This window comes from Treponema denticola ATCC 35405 (genome assembly GCF_000008185.1).
Lineage (GTDB): Bacteria > Spirochaetota > Spirochaetia > Treponematales > Treponemataceae > Treponema_B > Treponema_B denticola.
The window spans coordinates 1033006-1059206 of sequence record NC_002967.9; the positions used below are offsets into that span (position 1 = coordinate 1033006).

At 39.3% G+C, this 26201-nt stretch carries 19 protein-coding genes and 1 pseudogene; 12 read left to right on the forward strand and 8 right to left on the reverse strand.

The window, feature by feature from the left end; translation table 11 throughout:
• Positions 1-87 precede the first annotated feature (87 nt).
• Positions 88-2181 carry a cache domain-containing protein gene (locus tag TDE_RS04830; RefSeq protein ID WP_002682323.1) on the reverse strand — a complete coding sequence of 698 codons (2094 nt, stop codon included), beginning with the start codon at positions 2179-2181 and terminating at the stop codon, positions 88-90.
• A 180-nt stretch (positions 2182-2361) separates the two neighbouring features.
• On the opposite strand from TDE_RS04830, the gene uvrA reads away from it, so the two are divergent.
• From uvrA to TDE_RS04845, 3 genes are read left to right on the forward strand one after another with little or no spacing between them, the layout of a single operon-like run.
• Positions 2362-5226 (forward strand): excinuclease ABC subunit UvrA, encoded by a 2865-nt coding sequence (uvrA, locus tag TDE_RS04835; protein ID WP_010956862.1) that lies wholly within the window; start codon positions 2362-2364, stop codon positions 5224-5226.
• Positions 5227-5235: 9 nt separating this feature from the next.
• Positions 5236-8457 (forward strand): LPS-assembly protein LptD, encoded by a 3222-nt coding sequence (locus TDE_RS04840; RefSeq protein ID WP_002682325.1) that lies wholly within the window; start codon positions 5236-5238, stop codon positions 8455-8457.
• 49 nt (positions 8458-8506) lie between these two features.
• Positions 8507-10981, forward strand: a complete 2475-nt coding sequence (locus TDE_RS04845; protein ID WP_002682327.1) for a helix-hairpin-helix domain-containing protein — start codon at positions 8507-8509, stop codon at positions 10979-10981.
• A gap of 80 nt (positions 10982-11061) precedes the next feature.
• Here TDE_RS04845 and TDE_RS04850 read toward each other — a convergent pair whose 3' ends face one another.
• Both TDE_RS04850 and TDE_RS04855 read right to left on the reverse strand, forming a co-directional pair.
• Positions 11062-11475: a hemerythrin family protein gene (locus tag TDE_RS04850; protein ID WP_002670476.1), complete on the reverse strand. Its 414-nt coding sequence runs from the start codon at positions 11473-11475 to the stop codon at positions 11062-11064.
• A 56-nt stretch (positions 11476-11531) separates the two neighbouring features.
• Positions 11532-12629 (reverse strand): hypothetical protein, encoded by a 1098-nt coding sequence (locus tag TDE_RS04855; RefSeq protein WP_002682329.1) that lies wholly within the window; start codon positions 12627-12629, stop codon positions 11532-11534.
• Positions 12630-12663: 34 nt separating this feature from the next.
• Between TDE_RS04855 and TDE_RS13360 the strand changes: the two are divergent.
• From TDE_RS13360 to TDE_RS04870, 3 genes and pseudogenes are all read left to right on the forward strand, one after another.
• A pseudogene (locus TDE_RS13360) lies at positions 12664-15068 on the forward strand (Lon protease family protein).
• A gap of 1 nt (position 15069) precedes the next feature.
• Positions 15070-16266 carry an exodeoxyribonuclease VII large subunit gene (xseA, locus tag TDE_RS04865; RefSeq protein ID WP_002682333.1) on the forward strand — a complete coding sequence of 399 codons (1197 nt, stop codon included), beginning with the start codon at positions 15070-15072 and terminating at the stop codon, positions 16264-16266.
• Positions 16267-16361: 95 nt separating this feature from the next.
• Positions 16362-16790, forward strand: coding sequence for a hypothetical protein (locus TDE_RS04870; RefSeq protein WP_002670484.1), 429 nt, complete (start codon positions 16362-16364; stop codon positions 16788-16790).
• On the opposite strand, the gene TDE_RS04875 is transcribed toward TDE_RS04870, so the two are convergent.
• The 5 genes from TDE_RS04875 to TDE_RS04895 all read right to left on the reverse strand — a co-directional run bounded on the left by TDE_RS04875 (position 16787) and on the right by TDE_RS04895 (position 22073).
• Positions 16787-18634, reverse strand: coding sequence for a TRAP transporter large permease subunit (locus TDE_RS04875; RefSeq protein ID WP_002682335.1), 1848 nt, complete (start codon positions 18632-18634; stop codon positions 16787-16789). The genes TDE_RS04870 and TDE_RS04875 overlap by 4 nt on opposite strands.
• A 15-nt stretch (positions 18635-18649) precedes the next feature.
• Complete coding sequence (gene dctP, locus TDE_RS04880; protein ID WP_002682337.1) at positions 18650-19678, reverse strand: TRAP transporter substrate-binding protein DctP; 1029 nt, start codon at positions 19676-19678, stop codon at positions 18650-18652.
• A complete protein-coding gene (locus tag TDE_RS04885) occupies positions 19675-20649 on the reverse strand; it encodes a TRAP transporter TatT component family protein (protein ID WP_002682338.1) in 975 nt (324 codons plus the stop codon). The genes dctP and TDE_RS04885 overlap by 4 nt, the downstream gene beginning before the upstream one ends.
• On the reverse strand, positions 20639-20887 hold the full coding sequence (locus tag TDE_RS04890) for a hypothetical protein (RefSeq protein WP_002671854.1): 249 nt from the start codon (positions 20885-20887) through the stop codon (positions 20639-20641). The genes TDE_RS04885 and TDE_RS04890 overlap by 11 nt, the downstream gene beginning before the upstream one ends.
• A gap of 109 nt (positions 20888-20996) precedes the next feature.
• A complete protein-coding gene (locus TDE_RS04895; protein WP_010956682.1) occupies positions 20997-22073 on the reverse strand; it encodes an IS30-like element ISTde2 family transposase in 1077 nt (358 codons plus the stop codon).
• A gap of 184 nt (positions 22074-22257) precedes the next feature.
• On the opposite strand from TDE_RS04895, the gene glmS reads away from it, so the two are divergent.
• The 6 genes from glmS to TDE_RS04925 all read left to right on the forward strand — a co-directional run bounded on the left by glmS (position 22258) and on the right by TDE_RS04925 (position 26149).
• Positions 22258-22677, forward strand: a complete 420-nt coding sequence (gene glmS, locus TDE_RS04900) for a methylaspartate mutase subunit S (RefSeq protein WP_002670492.1) — start codon at positions 22258-22260, stop codon at positions 22675-22677.
• 32 nt (positions 22678-22709) lie between these two features.
• The gene (gene glmL, locus TDE_RS04905) at positions 22710-24089 is read left to right on the forward strand and encodes a methylaspartate mutase accessory protein GlmL (RefSeq protein ID WP_002682340.1); all 1380 of its coding nucleotides are present in this window, start codon (positions 22710-22712) and stop codon (positions 24087-24089) included.
• Positions 24090-24235: 146 nt separating this feature from the next.
• A complete protein-coding gene (rpmF, locus tag TDE_RS04910) occupies positions 24236-24424 on the forward strand; it encodes a 50S ribosomal protein L32 (RefSeq protein WP_002670496.1) in 189 nt (62 codons plus the stop codon).
• 12 nt (positions 24425-24436) lie between these two features.
• Positions 24437-24673: an acyl carrier protein gene (gene acpP, locus TDE_RS04915; protein ID WP_002670497.1), complete on the forward strand. Its 237-nt coding sequence runs from the start codon at positions 24437-24439 to the stop codon at positions 24671-24673.
• Between the two features lie 23 nt (positions 24674-24696).
• Positions 24697-25437 carry a ribonuclease III gene (gene rnc, locus TDE_RS04920; protein WP_002670498.1) on the forward strand — a complete coding sequence of 247 codons (741 nt, stop codon included), beginning with the start codon at positions 24697-24699 and terminating at the stop codon, positions 25435-25437.
• A gap of 271 nt (positions 25438-25708) precedes the next feature.
• Positions 25709-26149, forward strand: coding sequence for an Hsp20/alpha crystallin family protein (locus TDE_RS04925; RefSeq protein ID WP_002670499.1), 441 nt, complete (start codon positions 25709-25711; stop codon positions 26147-26149).
• Positions 26150-26201 lie beyond the last annotated feature (52 nt).

Here is a 26201-nt window from a genome sequence, read left to right on the forward strand (position 1 = left end):
AAATTAAGCTAGTCAGAAGTAATGCGTTATTATTAAAGCATTAAAAAATTCTTTAAGTCCTTTGTGTTCCTTGCGGTTAAATTAGTTTTATACCTTAAACTTTCCTACCTCTGTAGATAGGCTGTCTATGCTGCGTTTATTCTTTTGGGTTATCTCGCTTACATCCTGTACTGCATTGCTTATCTGAACTGCACCTGCAGCCATTTCGTTCATGCTGTCAGTTATAACGCGTGTCAGAGCATCAAGCTTTTGCATTTCAATTGCAACATTTTCGCCGCCTTTTAGCATCTCGGCAGAGCCGTCATTTACTTGGTTTGTTACTATGTTTATGTCACGGATTGCGGTGAGTACTTCACGGCTGCCGTTTTCCTGTTCCCGCATGGCATTCATTACATTTTGGCTCATTGTTTTTACCTGCTCGGACAAGTTGAAGATAGTGTTAAACTTATCCTCTGTTGTCTTTGCAGCATTCGAAAGCATTTCAATTTCTCCCGAAAGTATTTTAAGGGTTGAGGTAATGGTTTTTCCCTGAGTACTGGATTCTTCTGCCAGCTTGCGTATTTCATCGGCTACAACGGCAAAGCCCTTTCCTGCCTCGTCTGCATGGGCGGCTTCAATAGCTGCATTCATTGCCAATAAGTTTGTCTGACTTGCAATATGCTGAATAACATTGCTTGCTTCCATAAGACCGCCCGATTCTTCAGCTATGCGTTGTGTTACACTGTTTGCTCCGACAACAGTTTCTTTTCCGTCGGCAGTGGCAGATGCAAGGGTTTTTATAACATCGTTTGTTTTATCCAAAGTTTGTGTAATTGAAGCGATATTGCTTACCATTTGTTCAATTGCTGAAGAAGACTCTGCAACACTTGCTGCCTGATTTTCAATACTTCCGTTAAGATTTTTTATTGTTCGGATAATTTCTCCTACGGTAGCAGCCGTTTCGCTTACACTGGCAGCCTGGGTAAGAGCCTGTTTTTTTACTCCGTCGATATTTGCGCTAATCTCATGTACGGCACTGGCTGTTTCCGTCATATTGCTTACAAGTTCCGAACCTGTGTTTGTCATCTCATCGCTGTTTTCCCCGACTATTTTAATTGATGTGCCGATTTTTTCGATTGTCTGATTAAAGTATTCCGATAAGTTAGTTACCTCATTATTTCCGACCAAAGGCAGACGGACTGTCAGATCGCCTTCTCCTTGGGCAATATCCTTGAGAGCGGAAACTACAACATTTATGGGTTTTAGCATATTATACGAAACAATAAAGAGTATAGCCAAACTTACCGCTAAGATAGTAAAGCCTATAAACAGCATTTTGTTGCGTAGAGTATCGATACTTCCCATAAACTGTTTTATAGGTGCCCTTATAATGACAGTCCAATCCGTGTTGCCAATCTTTGCATAGGAGGCTATATAGGATTCTCCCTTATACTCATAAAAGCCTACTTCACTTTTTGTACCGTTTAAAGCTTGTTGCATAAATTTTGCTAACGAGGCAAAGTCTTTGTTTGTTCTTGCATTATTTAAAATATTATCCTGAGAATTTACCAAATCGAAATTTTTGTGTGCTATTATTGTTCCGGTCATACCTAAAATATAACAATATCCTGTTTCTCCGATTATAATATCATCAATATCGTTGGATAGATGTTCTGCACCGATTGTGCAGTTTAATACGGCAACAACATTCTTATCTTTGTCGTACACGGGAACCGCAAAGACGAAAGCAAGTTTATTAAGAGAATGGGATAAAATGGGCTCGGATGCAAACCGTTTGCCGCTTGCAGCGGATTTAAACCAGGTACTATTCTTTATCGATGTAAATTGGTCGTCATTTGCAGTGCTTATTTCTGAAACATCATACAGATTAAGCTCCTCCAATCTTTCATTAAAAGCGACTTCTTTGTCCAATATAGCTGCTTTTTCAGTATGTGAAAGACTTTTATCGGTTAAGATAGGCATACGGGCTATTCCTTCCAAAAATTGGAAAAAAGCCGTAACCCTTCCGTTAATAATTTCTGCCGTGTCGGTTGCCTTATCTTTAAGGTGAATCACCACCTTTTCAGATACGGTTTTCCGCGCCGTGCGTACTCCCAAAACCCCAAGCGTAAAGCCTGCCGTAAAAATCAAAGCACCGACTATAACCAATAGCTTATTCCTTATTGATCCCCTTTTTTTCATATAGGTTTCTCCCTCAAATAAAATAATTTTGAATGTGTGAGTTGTAAAATATGTATGAAGTATCAAGATAAATACTTAAAAGTTTTAATAGTTACACGGTACTTAGTATAAATTTTTAGAAATTCTAAGTATGTGATACTTATTCACAAAACCTCATTTTTTGTGTATAATGTTTACCTTATGAACAATAAAAATCAAAGCGGACACCTAAATAAACTCATCGTAAAGGGTGCCCGTGAACATAATTTGAAGAACATTGATGTGGAGCTTCCCCGTGATAAGCTCATCGTTATATCCGGTCTTTCAGGATCGGGAAAAAGCTCCCTCGCCTTTGACACTATTTTTGCCGAGGGGCAGCGCCGTTATGTAGAATCCCTTTCGGCTTATGCACGTCAGTTTTTAGGCAGAATGGATAAGCCCGATGTGGATTACATCGAGGGGCTTTCCCCCGCTATCTCTATAGAACAAAAAACTACGCACCGCAACCCCCGCTCCACGGTCGGAACGGTAACCGAAATTTATGACTACTACCGCCTCCTTTTTGCCCGTACCGGCCATGCCCATTGCCCTTCTTGCGGAAAGGAGATTAAGGAGCAGACGGTTGACCAGATTATAGATACGATTATGAGCTGGCCGGAAGGAACCCGCGTTCAGATTCTCGCTCCCATTATAAAGGGAAAAAAGGGAGAACACCAAAAGATAGTGAGCGATGCAATAGCCGCCGGTTTTGTGCGTGCCCGCATAGACGGCCTTCTTGTAAACCTCGAAGACGGGGTAAAGCTTGATAAACAAAAAAAACACACAATCGAAATAATCGTAGACCGAATTCAGCTGTCGAAGGATGTGCGGAAACGCCTTTCGGAATCGGTGGAAACGGCCTTGGAAAGTTCCGGCGGAACCCTGCTTGCTACAAGACAGGACGATAAGGATTCTCCCGTAACCGAGGTTTTCTTTTCGCAAAAAAATGCCTGTTCTGATTGCGGCATTTCGATGCCCGAATTGCAGCCCCGCCTTTTTTCTTTTAATAACCCGATAGGGGCCTGCCCCGAATGTACGGGACTCGGAATGACTCAGCACTTTGACCAAGACCTGATAGCCCCCGATAAAAGCCTTTCGTTTAATGAGGGCGTTTTCGTTCCGTATAATCCCGAATCCGATTGGAACAGGGTGCGGTTTGAAGCCCTCGCCGCCCAATTCGATTTTTCTCTTGATACGCCATTGAACAAGCTCCCCAAAAAAATACAGACCATCATTTGGGAAGGTTCGGGCGATACAAAGATTCAGTTTTCTTATACGTCCAAAAGCGGATCGGGGAAATATTCTTATAACCGCCCTTGGCCGGGAATAATGGCCGACATGAACCGGAAATATAACGAATCTTACTCGGCTTCTATCAGAGAATATTATGAAAAGTTTATGTCGATAAAGCCCTGCAAAACCTGCGGAGGAATGAGGCTTAAACCCGAAGTGCTGGCCGTAACGGTGGGCAATAAAAACATTCATGACCTTACCTGCCTTTCCGTCGGGGATTCTATCGAGTTTTTTGAAAAATTGAAGCTGACTGAAACGGAAGAACACATAGCCTTTCAGATTTTAAAAGAAATTAAGGCCCGCTTGGAATTTATGAAAAACGTCGGCCTTGACTATTTAACCTTAGAAAGAAAGGCTGCAACCCTTTCAGGCGGCGAGGCTCAACGCATCAGGCTTGCGACCCAGATAGGTTCAAGTTTGATAGGTGTTCTATATATTTTGGATGAGCCTTCGATAGGGCTTCATCAACGGGATAATCAAAGGCTGATTGATACTCTTTTGTACTTGCGTAATTTGGGGAATACCCTCATCGTTGTAGAACATGACGAGCAAACCCTCCGCACGGCCGACTACATTGTCGACCTCGGTCCGGGTGCAGGCGTTCACGGGGGAAACATAACTGCCCAAGGTACGCCTGATGAAGTTGCAAAAGTAAAAAACAGTTTAACGGGGCAATATCTTGCAGGTACGCTTAAAATGGATATTCCTAAAGAAAGGCGGAAAGGTAACGGAAATGCTTTGGAGCTTTCAGGGGTGAGCGAGCATAATCTAAAAGATGTTTCTATAAAAATTCCTTTGGGAGCCTTTACCTGTATTACCGGAGTTTCGGGCTCGGGAAAATCAACCCTTTTAACCGATGTTCTATATCCGGCAGTTTCAAACAAGATTATGCGTTCCTCTATTCCTGAAGGGGCCTATAAAAAACTGAGCGGCCTTGAGCACATAGACAAGGTTATCAATATCGATCAAAGCCCCATCGGGAGAACACCACGCTCAAACCCTGCGACCTATGTAGGCGTTTTTACGGGGATAAGGGACTTGTTTGCAAGCCTTCCCGAATCGAAGGCGAGGGGTTATAAGCCCGGCCGCTTTTCGTTTAATGTAAGGGGCGGAAGGTGCGAGCATTGTCAGGGCGACGGAACCCTCACAATCGAGATGAACTTTTTGCCCGATGTTTATATAGCCTGCGATGTTTGCCGAGGGAAACGGTTTAACAAAGAGACCCTCGATGTCCGCTATAAGGGAAAAAACATTGCCGATGTTTTGGATATGACCATCGAGGAGGCTTCGGAATTTTTTGCTCCCATTCCTCACATTGCCCGAAAACTTCAAACCCTCTTATCGGTCGGTTTGGGTTATATAAAATTAGGCCAATCGGCTCTTACTCTTTCTGGAGGAGAAGCCCAACGGGTAAAACTTGCAAACGAACTTGCCAAACGTTCTACAGGTAAGACCCTCTACATTTTGGATGAACCTACAACGGGCTTACACTTTGCGGATGTCAAGCAGCTCATGCAGGTTATTCATCGCCTCATAGATCAGGGGAACACCGTTATTATGATAGAACACAACCTTGATGTTATCTTACAGGCCGATAAGATTATCGACCTCGGCCCCGAAGGCGGAACCAACGGAGGGCAAATCATAGCGGAAGGAACACCTGAAGAAGTAGCAAAGATAAAAAAATCCTATACGGGATATTATATAAAGGAAATGCTTGAAAGAGTCAGGTAAGACGGAATAATGAAAAAAGCTTTGCAGGGTTTAATCTTTTTTATGTTTCTCTTTTCGGTAAATATTTTACAGGCTGATGAAAAAACCGGAAAGAAAATAAAGGTTACTATTAACTCTGCAGAACTTACCGAGTATGTAAAGGTTCCGTCTGCTCCTATAACCGAGCTTCCAAACGCAGATTCTAAAGACAATATAGATAAGGCTGAAAATTCCGAACTTGGAAATAAAACCGAAACAGATTCTTCAAAAGAAAAGAATATAAAAAAAGATGAACTGATTATTTTTACAGGCTTTGTTTCAATTTCCGTTTCGGATGAAACTTCCGTTTCGACAATTACTGCCGATAAAATAATTCATAACAAGACCCGTGAAACCTTGACTGCAATCGGAAATGTTGTTTATACCCGAAAGATCGGATCCGATGAAGGTGAGAGTTTTAGAGGGGATGCTCTTATTTTTAATATTCAAAAACTGGAAGGAGTCTTTGTTGACGGAATTATATCGCAGGCTCCTGCAAAAAAAAATCAAGACCCTTTTAGAATTCATACAGGCCTTGCCGGAAGAAATGAGAGCGGTGCCATAACTTTTAAGGATGCCCTGCTTACGACAAGTAAAGAAGAATACCCCTTGTGGTCTATTCGGGCAAGCCGCCTTTGGATTTTACCAGGAAACGAAATGGCTTTTTTTAACGGGTTTTTATCTGTCGGAGTTGTACCTATCATGTACTTTCCCTTTTTTTATTATCCTTCAGATGAGATGCTTTTTCACCCTGTCTTCGGTTTTAAAAACAGGGAAGGAGCTTTTGTTCAAACTACTACCTATATTCTGGGGCGTAAGCCTGCACCTAAAAGCGATGAAGCTACTTCGTTTTCCAATTTTATGCAAAGCGACACGGTAAAAAAACAAAAGCTGGAAGGTTTGTTTTTTAAAAAATTGGATGAGCCGGCTTCCGATACCGGAGGTTCGTATTTAAAACTGATAGCGGATGCTTATTCGGGGCTCGGTTATTTGACAGGACTTGAAGGAAAATTTACTCCCAAAAAAGGATATGTAAAACAAATTGATTTTCATGGATTTTTAGGTTTTTCTTATACCCTGTATCCGAGAACCGGCCTTCTGTTTAGTCAATATGGAGATCCCGGTAAAGAAAAAGCTATAAATAAGGCAAACCTTTTCGGTGCAATCGTACCCTTCAGATATAATTTCAGCTTTAATATGAGTATGACAAAAAGCCCGTTCAATGTTTCGGTTTTATTTCCGTTTATTTCGGATCCTTTTTTTAAAAAAGATTTTATGGGCAGAAGTGAAGATATGAACTGGTTTAAATATTTTTTAAACAAGGATAAGCTGGCAGCTGCCGAAGATACTACATTGGAAAATTTTTATTCATGGAAGGTAGACGGTTCGATCAATCCGAGCTTTTCCGTATTAAAACCTTGGATAAGTTATATGTCTCTTGAGGCTTTTTCAGGGAAACTTAATTTTGAATCAAAGAAAAATGAAAGCCTTAGCGGAAACGATGCTTTATATGCTCCGGACAGATTATTTTATTACCCTAAAAATATTTTACCGGAATTAAGAGCCGGCCTTGGCGGTACTATTTTTTCAACATCTATGCTGTCTCAAAAAAAAGAAAGAAAACAAACACAAAACATAACAGGTATTAAAAATCCTTTTGAAGAAGAGTCAGGCAAGGATAAAAACGATAAAGCAACGAATGAAGCTCCGGCTTTTTCCGTTGACCTGTTTCCTGCATATAAAATTGACGGTGTAAAAACCAATCGTTTTTCGAATTTAATAAACTATGATTTAACCTATAAACTAAACGGCTTTGCATCTCAAGATATAGTTTTTAATCATGAAGATTGGAAAAAGCCTTTTGACATTAACTGGTCCGATTTTTATTCATCCTATTATAAATTAAGCGGACAGGCTAAAATTGACAGCCGTCTTTCGTATAATCAAGGCTTTTTAAATCTATCAAATTCAATTGAATTAAACGGCAATAATCAAAAACATATATGGCATAAAGACAATACGGAGCTTGATAGGCTTCAGTTAAATAATTATAAATTAAATGTTTATAGCATAAATAATTCGAACAGTTTAAAACTTAGTCCGTTTATTTCCAACGATTTATTTAAACCAACCTTTGTTGAATGGTCTATTTCGGAAACCCTTCTTCAAAATAAATTTATCGGAACAGTTGCCAATCCCGAGTGGAAAACTGTTCCTGTAAAATGGGACAAGGAATATATTAAAACTCATGTTGCATCTGCAGGTTTTGGAATAAATTTTAAAAATTATACCCAATTGATTACCACATCCATGAATTTAAATCCTCTTTTGGAAGCCTATTCCTTTGTAGGGAGCTTTGCTTTTCCTTACGGCAAACTTAATATTTCTACAAGACTATTTGAAAAAGAAAATAATGCAAAAAAACGGTTTTGGGATCCGCTCAATATCGGTTTAAGTTTTTCGTTGCCTTATAATATTTCGTTAAGTCAATCCTATGTTTATAATATTGAAGAAAAACGAAGTGAGAGATATGCCGCTTCTTTTTCATGGAAATATATGTCGGCAGTTTATGCAATGAATTATGAAAATCCTTATAAATTAATTTCGGGTACGGGGTGGACAGCTTTACCTTATAAAAAATTTATTCCGAGATCGTTGGATATAAATTTTTCCAACTCATCACAACCTATTGAAATTTATGCTTGGAAAAACAGAATTAAATTGGAATTTTCATTTAATTCGTCTCTTAATTTTAATTTGATAAGAGTAACGGATTCTTCATTTTCATTTTCTCCTAAACTCGTTTTTAAAATACACGAATTTTTGGATATAAGTTTTAGTGCCGTTTCCCGCAATGATGTTATTGCAAGATATTTTCAAGACTCGCTTAATCTTCCGATTGTTATCCCCGGTGAAAAAAATATTTTTAAGGACCTGATTTCTTCTTTCTATTTTTGGGATGAAAATGCAAGATTGCAGTCAGGATTTAAATTAAAATCTCTTAGCCTTGATTTGACCCACTATTTAAAAGATTGGCTAATGAAATTTTCATATTCCGTAAAACCTGTGTTGCGTACGGGTGCGTCAAGAAAATATTATGAACTGGTGCCTACCGTAACATTTTTTGTTCAGTGGAATCCGATAGGAGATATAAAGGTTCAGGCAAAAAAAGAAGACAATGTTTTTTCGGTAACAAGCGGCGAAATAAAGTAAAAGGTTAAAATCCGATACCTGATTTTAAGCCCTTGATTTTCTTTTTTTTATGGTATATACTCGCAGTATTATGGAATTTACAAATGAATTTATTGAAGGCCTCAGTGTAAACGAGGCCGATATTATGAAGAAGATTGCAGAAGAACTTAACATAAAAGTTGCTCAAGTCTCTGCAGTTATAAGTTTGGTCAATGAGGGATGCACCATCCCCTTTATTTCCCGTTATCGAAAAGAAATGCACGGTTCTCTTGATGAAGTTCAAGTCAGGGATTCAGACCGCCTGTTTAAATCTTATACAAATTTGGAAACCCGCCGCCTCGAAATTGTGCGGGGGATTTTTGCTGCCGGAAAGTTGACCGATTCTCTTTATGAAAATATAATGAAGGCCGGAACTCTTACCGAGCTTGAAGACATTTGGCTTCCCTTTAAAAAGAAAAAGAAAACCCGCGGTATGCTTGCCGTTGAAAGAGGCTTGCAGGCTTTAGCCGATTTGATGAAAGAGCTTGAAGCCGCTCCCCTTGAAGAAAAGGCTAAAGAATTTATTGTAACCGATGCCGAAACGGAAGAGCTAAATGTTCCCACGGTCGAAGATGCCCTCCAAGGTGCTGCCGATATAATTGCCGAAGAAATTTCTCAAGATACCGAAAACCGCAAAGCCGTTCATGATTATTTTATAAAGACCGGAAAGTTTGAAGTTAAGGGACTCGGTGATGAAGAGGCTGCAAAGACTTCCGTTTATCAGATGTACTGGGATTATTCCGAAAACTTAAACGAAATAAAACCCCACCGCGTGCTTGCGATTAACCGCGGAGAAAGGGAAGGGGTTTTGGAAGTAAAAATAGATGTAAGCATCGAAGATGCAATTTCTCTTTTGCAAAATAAGTATACACTAAATAACGACTACCATAAGGAAGCTATAGCCGACGGACTTGTTCGTTTGCTTGCTCCTGCAGTTTTAAGAGAAATAAGAAGCGACCTCGCCGACACCGCTGATGAGCACGGTATAAATATTTTCAGTGAAAACTTAAAGCATCTTTTGATGACCCAACCCATCAAGGGCACAAGGGTTTTAGGAGTTGACCCCGGTATAAGGACGGGAACTAAATGTGCCGCTCTCGATGAAACAGGAAAATACCTAGGCTCCTTTGTGATTTATCAGCATAAGACTGAAGAAGCAAAATTCTTGGTATTGGAAGCCGTTAAAAAATACAATGTTCAGCTAATTGCTGTCGGCAACGGCACAGGCTCCCACGAGGTGCAGGAAATAGTTTCCGCCGTTATCAAAGAATCTTGTCCCGATGTATTGTTTACGGTAGTCGATGAAGACGGAGCTTCGGTTTATTCTGCAGGCGATGTCGCCCGCGAAGAATTCCCCGATTTGGATTTAACGATAAGAGGGGCTATTTCAATCGGAAGAAGATTGCAGGACCCTCTTGCAGAGCTTGTAAAGATTGATCCCAAGTCCATAGGTGTCGGTTTATATCAGCACGACTTAAACCAAAAAAAATTAAGCGAAGAGCTTGATGCTGTTGTAGGTTCCGTAGTAAATAATGTAGGCGTAAATTTAAACACTGCAAGTGCTTCTTTGTTAAAATACGTTTCGGGTGTAAGTTCATCTCTTGCAAAAAAAATTGTAGCCTGCCGTGAAGCCGAAGGGATTTTTACCGACAGGGAACAATTAAAAAAGGTAAGCGGAATGGGGCCTAAATCATTTGAGCAGTGTGCCGGCTTTTTAAAAATCCCCGAAAGCTCGAATCCCTTGGACAATTCTTGGGTTCATCCCGAAAACTATGAAACCGGAAAAATCATCTACGATGTAATTCATAAAAATGAAGAAGTTTCGGGTGAGCTTCGAAGCGAAATAAAAACCAAGTACAATATCGGAGACCAGACCATAAACGATATTATCGAAGAATTAAAAAAGCCTAACCGTGATCCGCGCGAAGATTGTCCTAAGCCCATCATGCAGCAAGGCGTTCTTCAATTTGAAGACCTAAAAGTCGGAATGACCGTAAAGGGAAAAATCAAAAACGTAGTAGACTTCGGAGCCTTTGTCGATTTGGGAATTAAGGAAACGGCTCTTTTACATATCTCGGAGATGAGCGATTCTTTTATCTCGGATCCGCTTGAGGCCGTAAAGGTAGGCGACATTGTAGAGTGTAAAATTATTTCACTTGACGAAGACCGCCGCCGAATTTCTTTAAGCCGAAAAACGGGAGAAGGCGGTGCCGATGGCAAAGCCCGGGGTGCATCCCGTCTTACCGCAAAGCAAAAGGCTGAGGTAAAAAAACTTGTAGTCAAAACCAAGGACGGCAAAACGCTTACGGTTAAAACCGCTGCAGGATCTCCGACGGTACAGGGAGGCAAGGAGCTTTCCGAAAGAGGAGAAAGAAGCCCCGCTGCAAGAGGAGAAAGATCTCCTGCACATCGAGGCGATAGAAAGGTGGGTGAACCCCGCTCCCGCAAAGATGATGACGGTACAAAGTACAATCCCTTTGCAATATTATTGCAGGGCAAAAAATAAATCAAAAAGCCGCCAAGCGCAATTTGCTTAGGCGGTTTTTTTATTTAACCGCAAAGGCTTCAAAGAAAGATTAAAACGGTTTACTTTTTATTTGCAAAATAGAATTTTGCCCATTCTTTATCCGAAATTAAGATATGATTAAAAAGCCAATCCCTTAAAAAACGCACAAATGTATTTGGAACAAATTGTTTTCCGTTGCGATAATCGTTGACGGATTGTAAAATTTTCTTTACAAAATTTTCATGATGCTGTTTATGTTCTTTAATGTTCGGATAATTGATTTCTTCCATTATCTTTTCTTCATCTTTAAAATGAATCATTACATATTCTACAAGTTCTTTCATCACATGTTTAAATTTTTCTTCTAATTCCCCTTTTTCGCCGAGACATGCATGATACAACTCGTTTATCAGCTCTACCAATCTTCTGTGCTGCTTATCTACGTATTCTATTCCTAAATCGTAACTTGCATCCCATGAAACAAAATCATCCATAAAAAACCACCTCAAAAAAAATTATCGTTATTATATCTTTATAAGTAAAATTGAAATTACTTTATTGTACGGCTTGCCCTTAAGTTTAGCCATTTTTCAAAGGCCTTTATTTTGTTGACTCGGTCTTGTCTGCCTAAATCTCTTGAAGATCCGAGTAAGAGGCTTGCAAGAATGTCGTTTCCTCTTATGTCTCCAAAGCCGGTTAAACTTTCCCTTGATTGAATAAAAATACAAATAGGAAAAAGGGCGATGTTTTCCGAAAACTTTAAATCTTTTTCGTTTAAAACAGTGTATGTACCTTCCTTTAAGCCTTTAGGAAGAGGGGTGCCTTCGGAAATTATAAAAAAGGCACCCGAAAAGGCATTCGGATTTTTGTTATAGTAGTCTAAAAGGTCTTGAACTTGATCTCCTTCTCCTATTAAAAAGAGTTCCGTATCCCAAAAAAATCGAATAAGAGAGGATAGACTTGTACCTAAGTTTTCATTGCTTTCTTTTTTTGATGTCTCTGCTGTCTTTGTATTAAACACGGAATCAAAGACGGAAAAAAAGATTTCGGAATTTTTTAGCTTGTATTTATATTCCGTCTTTTTAGGAAGGGATAGGCTTGCAATCTTATACCCTTCATTTAAAAGATAGCGGTCGAAGGTTCCGGCATCTTCATTTGGAAAGGGCGGAACTATTATGATTGCTTCTTTTTCGTTCCGGCAAGGTTCCGGTTTATAGTAAACTCCGGCCGTTTTTTCTTTTTCATCGGCAATAAAAGAAACCCTCTCTTTTTCGGCAATAGATGTAAAAACGGGATATTCCCTTTCCGGCGAAAAATAAAAAGCTGCAAAAAAAGCTCCGCTCAGCAGGATAAGGACAAAAATTCTTAATAAAATCGAAGGAATTGTGTAAAAATTATTAGGAACTTGCCTTAAAAACATTACAAATCTTGCAAATTCTGTTATAATACAGATTATTACTATCAGTGCTGTGGGAATTAATGAGAAGATTAGACCTTGGCCGATGATTGAAAGAATTAAGACGATTAAAGACGCAATGGGAAAAAGCGGAATTGCATCAGCTGTTTTAAGAGCTTTTGAGAACGGACGAATTAAGGGTAAAATCAACAAAATTAAAACAAGTATTTCGCTGACAAAAAAATCAGACATAGAATCCTCACAAGTACGATTTTAAGGAGCTTACATGACAGACGGTGCTGCAGAAAAATTAAACCTTGATGAACTGGAATTTTCTTTTCCCGAATCCAAGATAAGGGAACTAAAAAATAACGGAGCCGATTCAACCATAGTAGGTCAAGACCGTGCTCTTAAGGCTATTGAACTGGGCCTCGGTATCGAGGGTGAGGGCTATAACATTTTTGTTATGGGTGCACCCGGAACAGGCCGAAGAACCGTTATATCATCTCTCTTGCAGAATTATAAACCAAATTTTGCAAAACTTCAAGATATAGCCTATGCTTACAACTTTAGCCGCCCGATTGAGCCTGTCGCTCTTTTTTTCCCTGCCGGTGAAGGAAGGCTTTTCCGCAAAAAGATAAAAAAAGCCGTAGGGCATATTCATACACAGACTCTGGCTCTTTTAAAATCGGAGGGCTTTTTGGCCGAGCAGAAAAAAATTGTTACTAAAACCGATAATGAAGAAAATATTCTTTTGATGGAATTTGAATCCAAGATGCTGCATGTCGGTTTTAAGGTATTGCAAATAAAGGATGAAAACAACCAGTCATTGGATTTAATTCCTATCATAAAGGGAAAGGAAATATCCTTTAGCGAGCTTCAATCCAAGGCTGCCCGGAAAAAATTCAGTGAGCAAGAATTGACGGCCTTACGCGAAAAATATTACGCCTCTCTTGATGAAAGTCCGAGCTTTTTTCTATCTTGCGGGATAAAAGAATTGAAATGGATGAAAAGCTGATAAAGCATCAAAAAGATTCCGTTATGCCGATAATTGATGAAGCCCTCGATCCTTTAAGGAAGCTGGTAGATTCCTATACGACAAAATACGATAACCCGAAACAAATTGAAGATAATAAAAAGATTCTTTTATTTTTAAAAAAGACCGAAGAAGATCTAATCAACAGAATGAATATCTACAGTTCGGAATTTAAATCTTCGAGAATAAAGAAAAACTTTTTTGGGCGCTATCTTATCAATCTTATTTGTGAAAACAGTAATGATAAAAATTATGTAATAAATGAGAACCTGCCGAGTTTTACTAATTTGTTCGGTACGATCGAATCTCATTCCGATTCGGATGCTCCCGAAATTAACGGACACCTACGCATAAGAGAGGGAGCTGTCCACAGAGCCTTCGGCGGTTATCTTATAGTGCGTTTACACGATTTACTTGAAGAGGACGATTCGTGGTCTTATTTAAAAAGAGTTTTGCAGTCGGGAAAAATCGAAGTGCAGATGCCTCCTTCAGGGAACCATAGTCCGAGCGTTTTTAAACCCGAAGCTCTGCCTGCAAATTTTAAGATAATCATAATCGGAGGAGAATACACCTACGATATTCTTTATCAGGAAGATCCGGACTTTTATAAACTCTTTAAAGTTTGTGCGGAATTCGATTCGGTTATGCAAAAAAACGATAAAAATATAGCTTCTCTGATTCATTTGACCGAGTATCTTTGTAAAGAAAAAAAAGCTCTTAACTTCGATGATTCGGGATACAGCCGCTTAATTTCCTATGCTTCGGAGCTTGCCGGTTCCCGCCACCTGCTTACGGCTCAATTTACTAAAATTTCCGACCTTATCATCGAAGCCGATTTTAATGCAAAGCAGCAAAAAAAGGATACCATTTGTGCAGCCGTATTAAACGGCACAATCGAAAAAAGACGTTATCTTCATTCTCTGCCTGAAGAAAAATTTGCCGAGATGGTTCATTTGGGAGAAATACTGATAGATGTATCGGGCAGAAAACTTGCAAAAATAAACGGCCTCGCTGTAGAGGAACGGGGTTATCATTCCTTCGGTGTGCCGGTTTCTGTTACGGCCCAAGCTTCGCCAGGTACAGGAGGAATTATAAATATAGAAAGAGAAGCCGGCCTTTCGGGCGAAATCTACGATAAGGCACACCTTATAATAACCTCTCTTTTACGGGAAAAATTTTCGAAGGATATTCCTCTTTCAATTTCTGCAAGTATTTGTTTTGAGCAGTCCTACAGCTACATTGACGGAGATTCCGCTTCCTGTGCCGAATTCTTGGCCCTTATTTCTGCAATAGGCGGTTTTGAAATGAGGCAGGATATAGCCGTTACGGGAAGTTTAAACCAGCACGGTATGGTGCAGCCTGTCGGCGGCATAACCGAAAAGATAGAAGGCTTTTTTAATACGTGTAAAATACTGGGCTTTACCGGAACTCAGGGCGTTATGATTCCGGTCAGCAATAAAAACAATTTGTTTTTATCTAAGGAGGTTAAGGAAGCCGTAAAAGAAGGTAAGTTTAATATTTGGACAATCAAAACTATCGGCGAAGGTATAAAACTTTTATCGGGTCTTCAAGAAGAAGTTTACACATGGATGATTTCTCAAAGACTTGAAGAGTTTTATAAAAAGGTTAACGAGATTTCTTTGAGGAAAGATTAAGATGGCACAAACTTATTCCGTTTATGAAATTACTTTACAGATAAAAGAGCTTTTGGAATCCGGCTTCGGATATGTCTCGATTGAAGGAGAAATTTCCAACTTCCGTCCCTCGGCGGCGGGGCATCTTTATTTTATTTTAAAAGATGAAAAGGCTTCAATTCAGGCTGTAATGTTTAAGGGAAAGACACGCTCTTTGAGCTTTGTGCCCAAGGATGGGATGACCGTAAAAGCTGAAGGGGCAATTTCGGTATATGAGCAGCGCGGTTCCTATCAGATTATAATAGAAGAGATGAGCCTCGCAGGCGAGGGGAATATTTTAAAAATGCTGGAAGAACGCAAGAAAAAACTTGCCGCAGAGGGCATTTTTGATTCTGAAAGAAAGAAACCTTTGCCTTATTTTCCGAAACGAATTGCCGTAATTACAAGTCCCACAGGAGCCGCCGTTCGGGATATTATAAATGTAGTAAAAAGACGGAACGAAAAAATAGGCATAGTTGTTCTTCCTGCAATCGTTCAGGGGGAAGAGGCTGCACCTGTCTTAATCAGGCAGTTAAAAATTGCCGACGAAAAAAACTTAGGCGACCTTATCATAATAGGAAGGGGAGGCGGCTCTTTGGAAGACCTCCTTCCATTTTCGGATGAAGAGCTTGTCAGGGCAATAGCTGCCTGTAAAACCCCCGTCATTTCTGCAGTAGGGCACGAAATAGATTGGGCTCTCTCCGATTTTGCAGCCGACATGAGGGCTCCCACCCCATCCGCCGCCGCAGAGCTGGCCGCTCCAATTTTAAACGATATTATGTACTCCATAGCCGTAAATCGGGAAGACCTTACACAAAATATTGAAAACCGCATCGAAAGGATAAGGCTCATGTTAAATAATTTTAAGCCCGATTCCTTGGAACTGCGCTTTAGAAACATTCAGCAGCCCCTTCTTGCAAGATTCGACAATGCAAAGGAAGAAATCCTATCCGGTATGCAGGAGCGATGTAAGGATCTTAGGCAAAGACTTTTAGTTTTAAACAAGATTTTGGAGGGGGCAAACCCTCAAGGTATCTTGGATAGGGGATACTCCATTGTCCGCAATGCCCAAACAGGAAAAACTATCCGCTCCTTTTCCCAAGTTAAAGAAGGAGAAGCTCTGTTAATTCAGCCTTCAAAGGGAACTATAGAGGCTGAGGTAAAAAGGGTAAGCAGTTAAAATCGGATTTTGCTCTATAGCAAGCAGCCCCTTATTCCGATACAATAAGAAGGACTGTTTTACAGATCTTATTTTTTACTTTATGGGAGGTTCTTATGAAAAGAACTGTAGGTCTTGTTGTGCTTCAGATTGCTTTAGCTTTCTTTTTGATTGTTGCAGGTGTTTTAGGTTTAATCCGCTCAACTGCAGGAGAATTAGGCCAGACTATTGCTCTTTTGGATGCCGTCTTTAGAAGCCAGACAATAACAACGATTATTATAATCACATTGGCTGTAGCAGAACTTATTGCCGGCGTATTTTTGATTGTAGAGTTTTTTTCCGGAGAGATTCGTTTAACCAATGTAATTTTGCTTGTTTTTATGATCTTATGGATTGTAAATATTGTCTTAATCGATATTATCGGTTCTATCAATGGCAATATTTTTACAAGCACAATGTCCGTGTTAAATTATCTTTCTCAGCTTTCAAGACACTTAATGATTTTAGGTGCAATAATAGCCGTAAAATATAAGAGCCGGGTTTAATCTACAAAGACAGTGCTGAACCACGGAATGTACGTAATTAAAAGCAATATAACAAATTGAACTGCCAGATAGGGCAGTATGCTCTTTACTATTTTTATTACAGGCTTTTTAAATGTATAACTTGCTATAAAAAGGTTCATTCCGATAGGCGGTGTCAAAAAGCCGAGAGCCAGGTTAGTTAAAAATATTACTCCGGTATGTACCGGATGTATACCGAAGCTTTCGGCAACGGGAATTATAAGGGGCGATACTACCAAGATAGCCGAATATAAATCCATGATACAGCCTACTATCAACAGCACAATATTTAACAGCAGCAGGAATAAAATTTTTGAACCGACAAAGGTGATTGCAAGATCTGAGAGTATTTGGGGGATTCCTGCATAGACTAAAAAGAGGGCAAGCCCCTTTGCGGCTCCTATTATTACGAGCACTCCTCCTGCGACCGGTATACTTTGTAAAATAACGTGGATGGCTTTTTTTATGCTCAAGTCCTTTCTTATTAAAACTTCCAACACAAACGAATATAAAACCGTAAAGGCTGCGGTTTCAAAAAGGGTAAAATAGCCTCCAAAATATACAATCACTATTAATACGGGAAGAAGAAGCTCTAAAAAACCTGCCTTAAAACTTTGAGCAAGGGCATCTCTTGAAAACCTGATTCTTTTTGATTTTTTATCCTTTATAACTCCTATGACTATCATTGACAAGGCCAATAGCACTCCGGGAAGGACAGCCCCCTTAAAAAGGTCAAATATGTTTACGGTCATAAAGTTAGTTGCTCCATAGACTATAACGGCCAAGCTTGGAGGTAATAAGAGTCCGATGGAACCTGATGCCGTTATAAGGGCTTCCGAGTCATCTTCCGAATAGCCCGAGCCTGTTAAAATTACGCTTAAAATCCCTCCCAAGGCTAATATGGTTACTCCAGAGGCTCCCGTGAAGGTTGTAAAAAAAGTTGCGACCAATACTGCTGCAATCACAACGCCGCCTCTTATACAGCCGACAGAGCTTTTAACAAAATCCAAGAGCCTTTTTCCGGCACTTCCTCCTGCCAAAAGATAGCCTGCAATCGTAAACAGCGGAATTGCAGCTATGGATGTATCCGTTAAGATATTATAGGTTTCCATGGGTATGCTCTCTACATAGCCTCCGGTGGTCATAAAGGCAAAATATGCCAGACCTGAAAGTACAATATAAAGAGGCATACCGAAAAGGCTGAATACGGTAAAAATTAATACAATCAGCCAAATAGCATTTTCAGAAAAAATTTGCACGGAGGTGGAAATACCGCTTAAAAGAACTGCGAGACCTGAATCGTTTATTTCAGGGTACCATGAACCGAATACCAAATTTAAGAGTCCCAAAATAGAGCCCGTACTTATTAACAGCCCTATTAGAAGACCTGCTATGTTTGAAATTATGCACTTGTTTCTCTTTATTTCCAATGCAAGCATTATCAGGTACATCGGAGGGAGTGCAGAGAAGAAAATTTTTATCGGAATATACAAAACATGATCTTCTGAAGAGAGCATATTGTAGTTTGGAAATACGGATAAAAATATAGCTGTAAGGATTGCTGTATTTACGCAGGATAAAGTCACATGTACAATTGATTGATGCTTTTTATTCAATTTGGAAGTAAAAACTTCTATATTCAGTTGTTTTTTTTCTATTGTTGTGATAAGACCTGCAAGACAGGCAAAAACAAAGACCAGCTGAACAATCAACCGCTCATACTCTAAACTATTTCCACCTAAACTTGCAAGTATATGGCTTACAAAAGGCAGTACAATTAGTACTGCCGTAAGAGCTAAAATAAAACCATTAACTAACTTTTTCATTTCAATATAATATACTTATTTTCGGTATGCTTCAAGCTGTTTTGTTATTTTTTCGTATATTTCCGCATTGATGATATTAGGAAGTGTTTTTTGAACTCTTTTCATATCTTCCTGGAATTCTTTTGTCCATTCCTTTTTTTGTTGAGAGTTAAGGCTTATTATTTTTATACCACCTTGCTTCATTTCTTTCACATATTCCCTTTCCATATCCTCAAGGGCTGCATTTAGATTTTTTGTTGTTTTATTCATTGCTTCCAGCATTGCAGGTTTATACTGATCAGGGATAAGAGCCCAAGATTCATCCGACATGACAAAGCCTGCCATTATAGGGCATAGACGTGCATCAAGCATGTAGGATACATCCTTGTACAGTCTTAGCGTATAAGCAAGAATAGAAACCGATGCAAAACTTCTTGCTCCTGCTGCAGCCTTTAATTCTTGAGTAAATTTTGCAGGGTCTACGGGTAGTACATTAAAACCTGAAATTTTTAGCACATCGGTAAAGTCTTTTGTGTCGTTTGAGCATAGCATTTTTATCTTTTTTAATTCGTTAAGGTTTGAATATGAATCCTTTGTATAAAATGAAAGCCATCCTACATTGGACCATGTTATAAGCTTGCATCCGTTTTTTTGAATTTCGTTTTCAAAGGCATATCCGTATTCGCTTAAAACCAGATCAAGTTCTTCTTGATTCTGTATTAAGAAGGGGAGGGAAAGGGTGAAAATTTTAGCATTAGGCGCAAGTTCATTTAAGCCTACCGGACTTAATATGGCTCCGTCTATTTGCGGCCTTTGTCCTGGACGTGAAGGCTTCATCTTTACAACCCCTGCTTTTTCTCCTCCGAGTACAGTCATATCCATAAACCTGACGCTTACAAGACCCTTTGTTATCTTGTTCCACTCTTGGGCCAGCTTTTTTAATTCGATATCCCAAGGAGTCCTCGCGGGGGCACTGCTTGCAATCTTTAAAACAATCTTCTGTTGAGCAAAGATACCTGAAATCATTACAAGTACAAAAAAAGCAAACAATAATTTTTTCTTCATTCTATATCTCCCAATATAAACATGTCTTTATTTTCTTTTAGCCATTCCGCATATCTTTGTGAAATGCTGATGACCAGCTTATTATCCGGATCAGATTCGGGATTGACTGCCAAGGCTTTTTCTATTGCTTCATCAAATCCCTTACTGTCCTGCTTAGGTACACAAAAAGAGAGGGCATAGGTTACATATATTGAAGGACTTTTTCCTTGAGAAAGCTCAAGAGCTTTTTTATAGGCCTTTTCGGCCTTTTCAATATTACCGCCCAGGCTGTCCGGTGCGGATGCATAGAATTTTGCTAAAATTTCCCATGTTGCCCCGTCAGAATAGCCCGGATCAAGGCTGCAAACCTTTTCGAGCATAAGCCTTGCTCCTTGAACTGTTTGTAAACATTGAACATCCAAGGGATCAAGGGAAAATGCAGCTAAAATACCTGCTCCTGCCCAATGCAGGGCTTCCGTGTCATAGGACTTACAGTTTTTTAGCATTGATTCTATTTTTTCCTCATTATCGGAGTTTATAGCTTCGGTAAATCCCGGATAGGCCGTATCCAAGGCTGAAAGAATTTTGTTATAACCTCTTTTATAAAACTTTTTAGCTCTATTAAAAGCCTTGTCTTTTTTATCGTACTCGTCATCTGAAAGATAGTTGGCAGGACCTTCTACAAATACATTTGAATACATTATATAAAGTTCGCCTGTCATTATGGCAAGCCCCCTATGTGCAGGGTCTGCAATATGCATTCCCTCATAGAGTTTTAAAATAACGGGAAAAACTTCTCCGACCAGCTCTACATCATCTTCTCCGGTTAAAGCCGTAATGGGATTCGGGGCATCGGGAGCCGGTTTTATTTTTTTTTCGGGAAGAGGAGCCATCGCATTGGCTGCCGAATTATAGGCCATCTTTTTTATCGAACAAGAAGAAAAAATCAGGCAGATAATAAGAATGAGCGTAAAGATAATCTTATTTTTCATTTTTCCAGTCCTCTATAAATTTCTCATAGGCTGCAATTGAAGCGGAAAGAGCTATTTCATGTACCTTGCTGCGGCCGCCAATATTGTTTCCTTCCAATATATACAGAGCATCTAAGGTGCCTTGCAGGTCTTCGATGGAGCAATCTTTGGAATTTTCCCTTCTTCTGGTCAAAACCCTTATTTCGTCATCAAAGAGTTCGTTAAATTTTTTTATTTCCCAGTCTGTGGTTTCTGACATAGAGACAATATACTCGATTTTGATACTTTTTACAAGAAGTACTCTTTGCCTTTTCAGCGTACTATAAATTGTAAGAGGTATTGCCCAAAAAATACCATTTTTATGAAATTCATGTATACATTTGATTGGCCGTTTTATAGCCAAACATCCGTCTAGGATAATTATTTATCCAATTCTCTACTTGTTTTATTTGTATGTCACTATATTTACTTATATCTGCTCCTTTTGGTATAAAGCGTCTAATTAATTTATTAGCATTCTCATTGCTTCCTCTTTCCCAAGAACTATAAGGATGTGCATAATAACAAGTTGTCCTTTTTTCTCCTTCTTTTAAACAAGAGGTTTCAAGGCCTTCTTGGTCTAAAAATTCAGTCCCGTTATCCATGGTTATGCTTTTAAATATTTCTTTAAACTCATCTTTATATTTCATCTCAAGCATATCTATATTTTTTTTAATACTTTCCTGTTTTTTATCGGGGATTTTAAATATTAATTCTTTTCTGGTAACTCTTTCAGTCATAACTTGTAAGCAGCATCTTCCTTTACCTATCACCAAATCCATTTCCCAATGTCCTTTTTCCTGTCTTTTATTTATCTGTTCACTTCTTTGTTCAATACTGCGTCCTTTTATGTTGTTTTTAGCAATTTTGCTTATTTTTTTATATTTTCGTTTAGTTTTATTGCGTTTTACAGGTAAATCTTTGTTTGTAAGCCTAGAAAAATCCCCTCTGTCTATCATATTGTATACAGTTTTGGTGCATATCATAACCGGAAACTGTAAGCCTAGTTCTTTTATTTGTCCTATAGCGGCATCAGGAGAAAATTTATTATCCGCTATACATGTTTCCAAATAATGTAAAAGTTTTTTATCCTTACCTATTTTTAAACCACGGCCTTTTAGTAATTTCATTTTATCGGCTCTTTGTTGTCCTTTTCGTGCCGAGTAAACTGTCTTTTCAAGATAGTCAGGAACTTTTGGATTACGGCTTACATATGGATTTTCTGTTACTTTTATTACCATTCCCCTTTTTATCTCCCTCTGTATCGTTCTTCTATCCCTATTTAAAGACTGTGCAATTTGCCTTGCATTATAGTCGCTTTTGAATAATGCTTCTATCGCATATCTTTCTTTTTCGCTAAGGTGTTTCCATTTTTTACTTTTTATGGTATCATTCTTCTGGTTCATCTGTTCCCCATTATCTTTGTTTTTCCTAATTTCATTATAATGGTTTTTTGGTTCAGATGAACCTTTTTTATTTATTTTTAGGGCAATTTATTTTACAACTTACCGCCTTTTCAGCGTACTTGACACATCTTCATTTTAAGAATAGACTAGGCCTCAACACGATAAATTTTTTAGGAGGCGGAATATGGCAAGAAAAATTAAACTTGTATTGGGCGTAATAGGCTCTGATTGTCATGCTGTCGGTAATAAAATTTTGGATTACTCTTTAACCGAAGCCGGTTTTGAAGTAACCAATATAGGCGTTTTGAGTCCCCAAGAAGATTTTATAAATGCTGCCCTTGAAACGAATGCGGATGCGATTTTAGTATCCTCTCTTTACGGTCAAGGAGAGCTGGACTGTAAAGGTTTACGCGAAAAATGCGATGAAGCAGGCTTAAAAGGGATTAAGCTTTTTGTCGGCGGAAACATAGTTGTAGGAAAACAAAATTTTGATGAGGTACATAAACGTTTTACCGCAATGGGTTTTGATCACGTTTATCCGCCGGGAACACCGGTTGAAACGACTATTAAAGATTTACATGCCGACTTTCCGGATCATGCATAGGGTTTAAGATCGAACTTTAAGATTTACTTAAAATGAACTGTTATTTATTTGTTGACTTTGGAAGCACGAACACAAAGATAACCCTTGTGGATATCGAAAAAGAAGACATAATCGGTACGGCAAAGGCCTATACGACTGTTGAAACCGATGTTATGATAGGCTATAATAATGCCCTTGAGCTTCTGCACAAAAAAACCGGAACGGATTATACGGTGGTAAAAAGCCTTGCCTGCTCCTCCGCAGCAGGGGGCTTAAAGATAATTGCCATCGGCCTTGTGCCTGAACTTACAAGCGAGGCAGCAAAACGGGCTGCCCTCGGTGCCGGAGCCAAGGTAATTCACACTTACAGCCACAATCTCAACAAGAGTGAAGCTGAGGCTATCGTAAACTCAAATGCGGATATAATCCTCTTGGCCGGAGGCACAAACGGCGGCGATTCGCGCTGTATAATCCACAATGCAAAGATGCTTGCAGATTACGGAGTACGGGTTCCTGTCGTTGTTGCAGGAAACAAGAGCGCCGAAGACGAAATAATCGAAATCTTTAAAGACAGGGTAGACTTTCACTTGGCCGAAAACGTAATGCCCAAAATAAACAAGCTCAATGTTGAAAGTGCCCGCGAAACAATCCGCAGCATCTTTATGAATAATATTGTGCATGCAAAGGGCATGACCCATGTCGAAAGCAATATAGATAATATCCTGATGCCGACCCCTGCTGCTGTCCTAAAGGCAGCTCAAACTTTATCCGAAGGTACTGAAAATGAAGCCGGTTTAGGAGATCTCATTGTCTTGGATATAGGCGGGGCTACAACCGACGTTCATTCTGCTGCTGAAGGAGATCCGACCCAAGGCTCTGTCTTTTTGTACGGTCTCCCTGAAGCCTTTTTAAAACGCACTGTAGAAGGCGACCTTGGTATGCGCTATTCCCTTCCAACAGTTGCTGATGTTCAAGGTCCTCATGGGCTTCGTCATTATCTTTCAAAAGAGTATAAGTACAATATTGAAGAAGAAGTTAAAAAAAGAAATGAGCACACCGATTTTATTTCTGAAAACGCAAAAGACCTTGCCTTTGATTGTGCCGTTGCCAAGGTTTGTGCCGATGTTTCTATGGGCAGGCATGTAGGAGTTTTGACTCCTGTTTATACGGGCTGCGGTGCCAGCTTTCAGCAAGAGGGAAAGGATTTAACTCAGCTGCGTTATATAATAGGGACGGGCGGAATTTTGGTTTATAATCCCAATTATAAGGAAATTATGGAGGCCTGCAAATTCCGTGAGGATGATCCTTTTAGCTTAAAACCTAAAAATCCACAGTTCCTTCTTGATAAGGAGTATATACTATCGGCTATGGGTCTTTTGGCTACCGAAGATCCCGATATGGCTATAAGGATAATGAAAAAACATCTGGTATAAACCGATATTTTATCATCTTTTCAATTTTGTATTGACTTTTTATGCATTTTAGTGTAATATGAACCCTTAAATGTATGGTAAGGCCGCATAATGGTGCGGCAGATACGCTTTTTTAATTTTAGATATTTTGTAGTGGAGGATTGAGTATGGCTGTACCAAGAGCGAATACATCAAAAGCTAGAACAAGACGCCGACGCGGTGTTAATATGCGTTTACAAGCGCCAAATCTTGTTGAGTGTTCCGGATGCGGTAATTTGATTATGCCTCATCATGTATGCCCCAAATGCGGGTTTTATAAAGGCAAGCAGGTTATTAACCCCGATAAATTAGACTAAAGGAGATAGTTTATGGATGATTTATTCAAAAAGATTCAGCAATTAATTGCAGCAAAGTTGGAAATCGACGAAGACAAGGTTACATTGGATTCTTCATTCCGACAAGATTTAGGTGCCGATAGTCTTGACACCTATGAACTTGTTTATGCTCTCGAAGAGGATATGGGTATTAAGATCCCGGACGAAAAGGCTAATGAGTTTGAAACTGTCCGCGACGCCTATGAATTTATCAAATCTCAGCAAAAATAAGTTTTGTTTTAAGGAGCAGCTCTTTGTTTCCGATAAAAAGCGGTCTTGAGCCCAAGAGGAAGCAGGAGCTCCTTGAGTTCCAAAAGCAAGCGGGATTGAAGTTTAAAGATTTACGCTTGCTTGATCTTGCTTTCCATCACAGGTCTTTTTCCAACGAACATAATAATTTCCACGCAAATAATGAACGCCTCGAGTTTTTAGGGGACTCCGTACTCGGACTTGTCGCGGCTTCCTATCTTTATAAGTCTTTTGAAGACAGGCCGGAGGGGGAGCTTGCAAAGATAAAGGCTTCCGCTGTTTCCGAAGATGCTCTTTCAAAGACTGCTTCTAAACTGAATATAAGTAATTACTTGGTTTTAGGAAGGGGTGAAGAAATGTCCGGCGGAAGAGAAAAAAAGGCCATCCTTGCCGATGCCCTTGAAGCCGTTATCGGTGCCTACTATATTGATTCGGGTTTTAAAGCGGCTCAAAAATTTGTTCTAAGACTTTTGGAATCTACCATCCATTCAGTCCTGGAAAAGAAGTTTATAAGCGACTATAAATCCCTCCTTCAGGAATTGGTACAAAAGAAATTTAAAACGGTTCCCAAGTATGAGCTTAAAAAGGCTAGCGGACCCGACCATGACCGTACTTTTTGGTTCTCGGTTTCAATAAACGGTAAGGTTTATGGACCTCTTTCGGGTAAAACAAAAAAAGAAGCTGAACAGTCTGTAGCAAAAGTGGCCTATGAAAACCTGTGTTCAGAGTCTACTGTGTCAAAATAACTCTATTTAAAATGAAATTTTGGCACAATAGTGCTTTTTGTCGCGATTTCATTTACGTTTTCTGTGTTTAAAAATCAAAAATCTGTTTATTTTAATTATTTCGATTTTATAATTCTATATCCAATATAAAATTATAAAATTGTGTCAAAAACCGCCTCTTTTCTTATAGCTTGGCATATAAATTGCTTGTATATAAGTGACAGCTTAAAGAGCCGACTCACAGAGCCGCTCATTGAGCTTGAAATAGTAACTTATAAGCAGGAGGTGCTTTATGAATAGTTTAAGTCTTTTTAGTCCGTCTTTTACGGACAGCGTATTTGATGCCCTTGATAGGAGCTTGGGTCCCAATTTTGGAGTTTTTGCTCCGATCAAGAATGCAAGCTGCGGAATGCCGAGTGTCGATATCCGCGAAACCGAAAAAGCCTATGTTATGGAAGTAGATCTTCCGGGTTACAGCGAAAAAGATGTTGAAATCAGCTTAAAAGATAGGCTTATGACAATCTCATCTTCCAAAAAAGAAGAAAAGGAAGATAAGGGAGCAGAGTACATCATAAAGGAGCGAAGTTCAAGGCATTTTATGAGGCGTTTTACCTTGCCTGAGGATATAAACTCCGATGAAGTTTCTGCAAAATTTGAAAACGGTGTTTTGGTTGTAAATATTCCGAGAAAACCTGATACCCAGCCAAAACAAATAGAAATCAAAACTGCATAAAAAAACTACCTCTGTTCACCAGCTTACCTGCGTCTTGCCTTAGGGCTGGGCG

Excerpts from the sequence above, each read along its gene's own strand:
- TDE_RS04895 (WP_010956682.1), bottom strand. The coding sequence starts at position 22,073 with ATGAACCAGAAGAATGATACCATAAAAAGTAAAAAATGGAAACACCTT.
- TDE_RS04830 (WP_002682323.1), bottom strand. The coding sequence starts at position 2,181 with ATGAAAAAAAGGGGATCAATAAGGAATAAGCTATTGGTTATAGTCGGT.
- TDE_RS04870 (WP_002670484.1), top strand. The coding sequence starts at position 16,362 with ATGAAAAGAACTGTAGGTCTTGTTGTGCTTCAGATTGCTTTAGCTTTC.
- xseA (WP_002682333.1), top strand. The coding sequence starts at position 15,070 with ATGGCACAAACTTATTCCGTTTATGAAATTACTTTACAGATAAAAGAG.
- uvrA (WP_010956862.1), top strand. The coding sequence starts at position 2,362 with ATGAACAATAAAAATCAAAGCGGACACCTAAATAAACTCATCGTAAAG.
- TDE_RS04840 (WP_002682325.1), top strand. The coding sequence starts at position 5,236 with ATGAAAAAAGCTTTGCAGGGTTTAATCTTTTTTATGTTTCTCTTTTCG.
- TDE_RS04875 (WP_002682335.1), bottom strand. The coding sequence starts at position 18,634 with ATGAAAAAGTTAGTTAATGGTTTTATTTTAGCTCTTACGGCAGTACTA.
- TDE_RS04850 (WP_002670476.1), bottom strand. The coding sequence starts at position 11,475 with ATGGATGATTTTGTTTCATGGGATGCAAGTTACGATTTAGGAATAGAA.
- TDE_RS04855 (WP_002682329.1), bottom strand. The coding sequence starts at position 12,629 with ATGTCTGATTTTTTTGTCAGCGAAATACTTGTTTTAATTTTGTTGATT.
- rpmF (WP_002670496.1), top strand. The coding sequence starts at position 24,236 with ATGGCTGTACCAAGAGCGAATACATCAAAAGCTAGAACAAGACGCCGA.
- TDE_RS04885 (WP_002682338.1), bottom strand. The coding sequence starts at position 20,649 with ATGAAAAATAAGATTATCTTTACGCTCATTCTTATTATCTGCCTGATT.
- acpP (WP_002670497.1), top strand. The coding sequence starts at position 24,437 with ATGGATGATTTATTCAAAAAGATTCAGCAATTAATTGCAGCAAAGTTG.
- glmL (WP_002682340.1), top strand. The coding sequence starts at position 22,710 with ATGAACTGTTATTTATTTGTTGACTTTGGAAGCACGAACACAAAGATA.
- TDE_RS04890 (WP_002671854.1), bottom strand. The coding sequence starts at position 20,887 with ATGTCAGAAACCACAGACTGGGAAATAAAAAAATTTAACGAACTCTTT.
- dctP (WP_002682337.1), bottom strand. The coding sequence starts at position 19,678 with ATGAAGAAAAAATTATTGTTTGCTTTTTTTGTACTTGTAATGATTTCA.
- glmS (WP_002670492.1), top strand. The coding sequence starts at position 22,258 with ATGGCAAGAAAAATTAAACTTGTATTGGGCGTAATAGGCTCTGATTGT.
- TDE_RS04925 (WP_002670499.1), top strand. The coding sequence starts at position 25,709 with ATGAATAGTTTAAGTCTTTTTAGTCCGTCTTTTACGGACAGCGTATTT.
- TDE_RS04845 (WP_002682327.1), top strand. The coding sequence starts at position 8,507 with ATGGTATATACTCGCAGTATTATGGAATTTACAAATGAATTTATTGAA.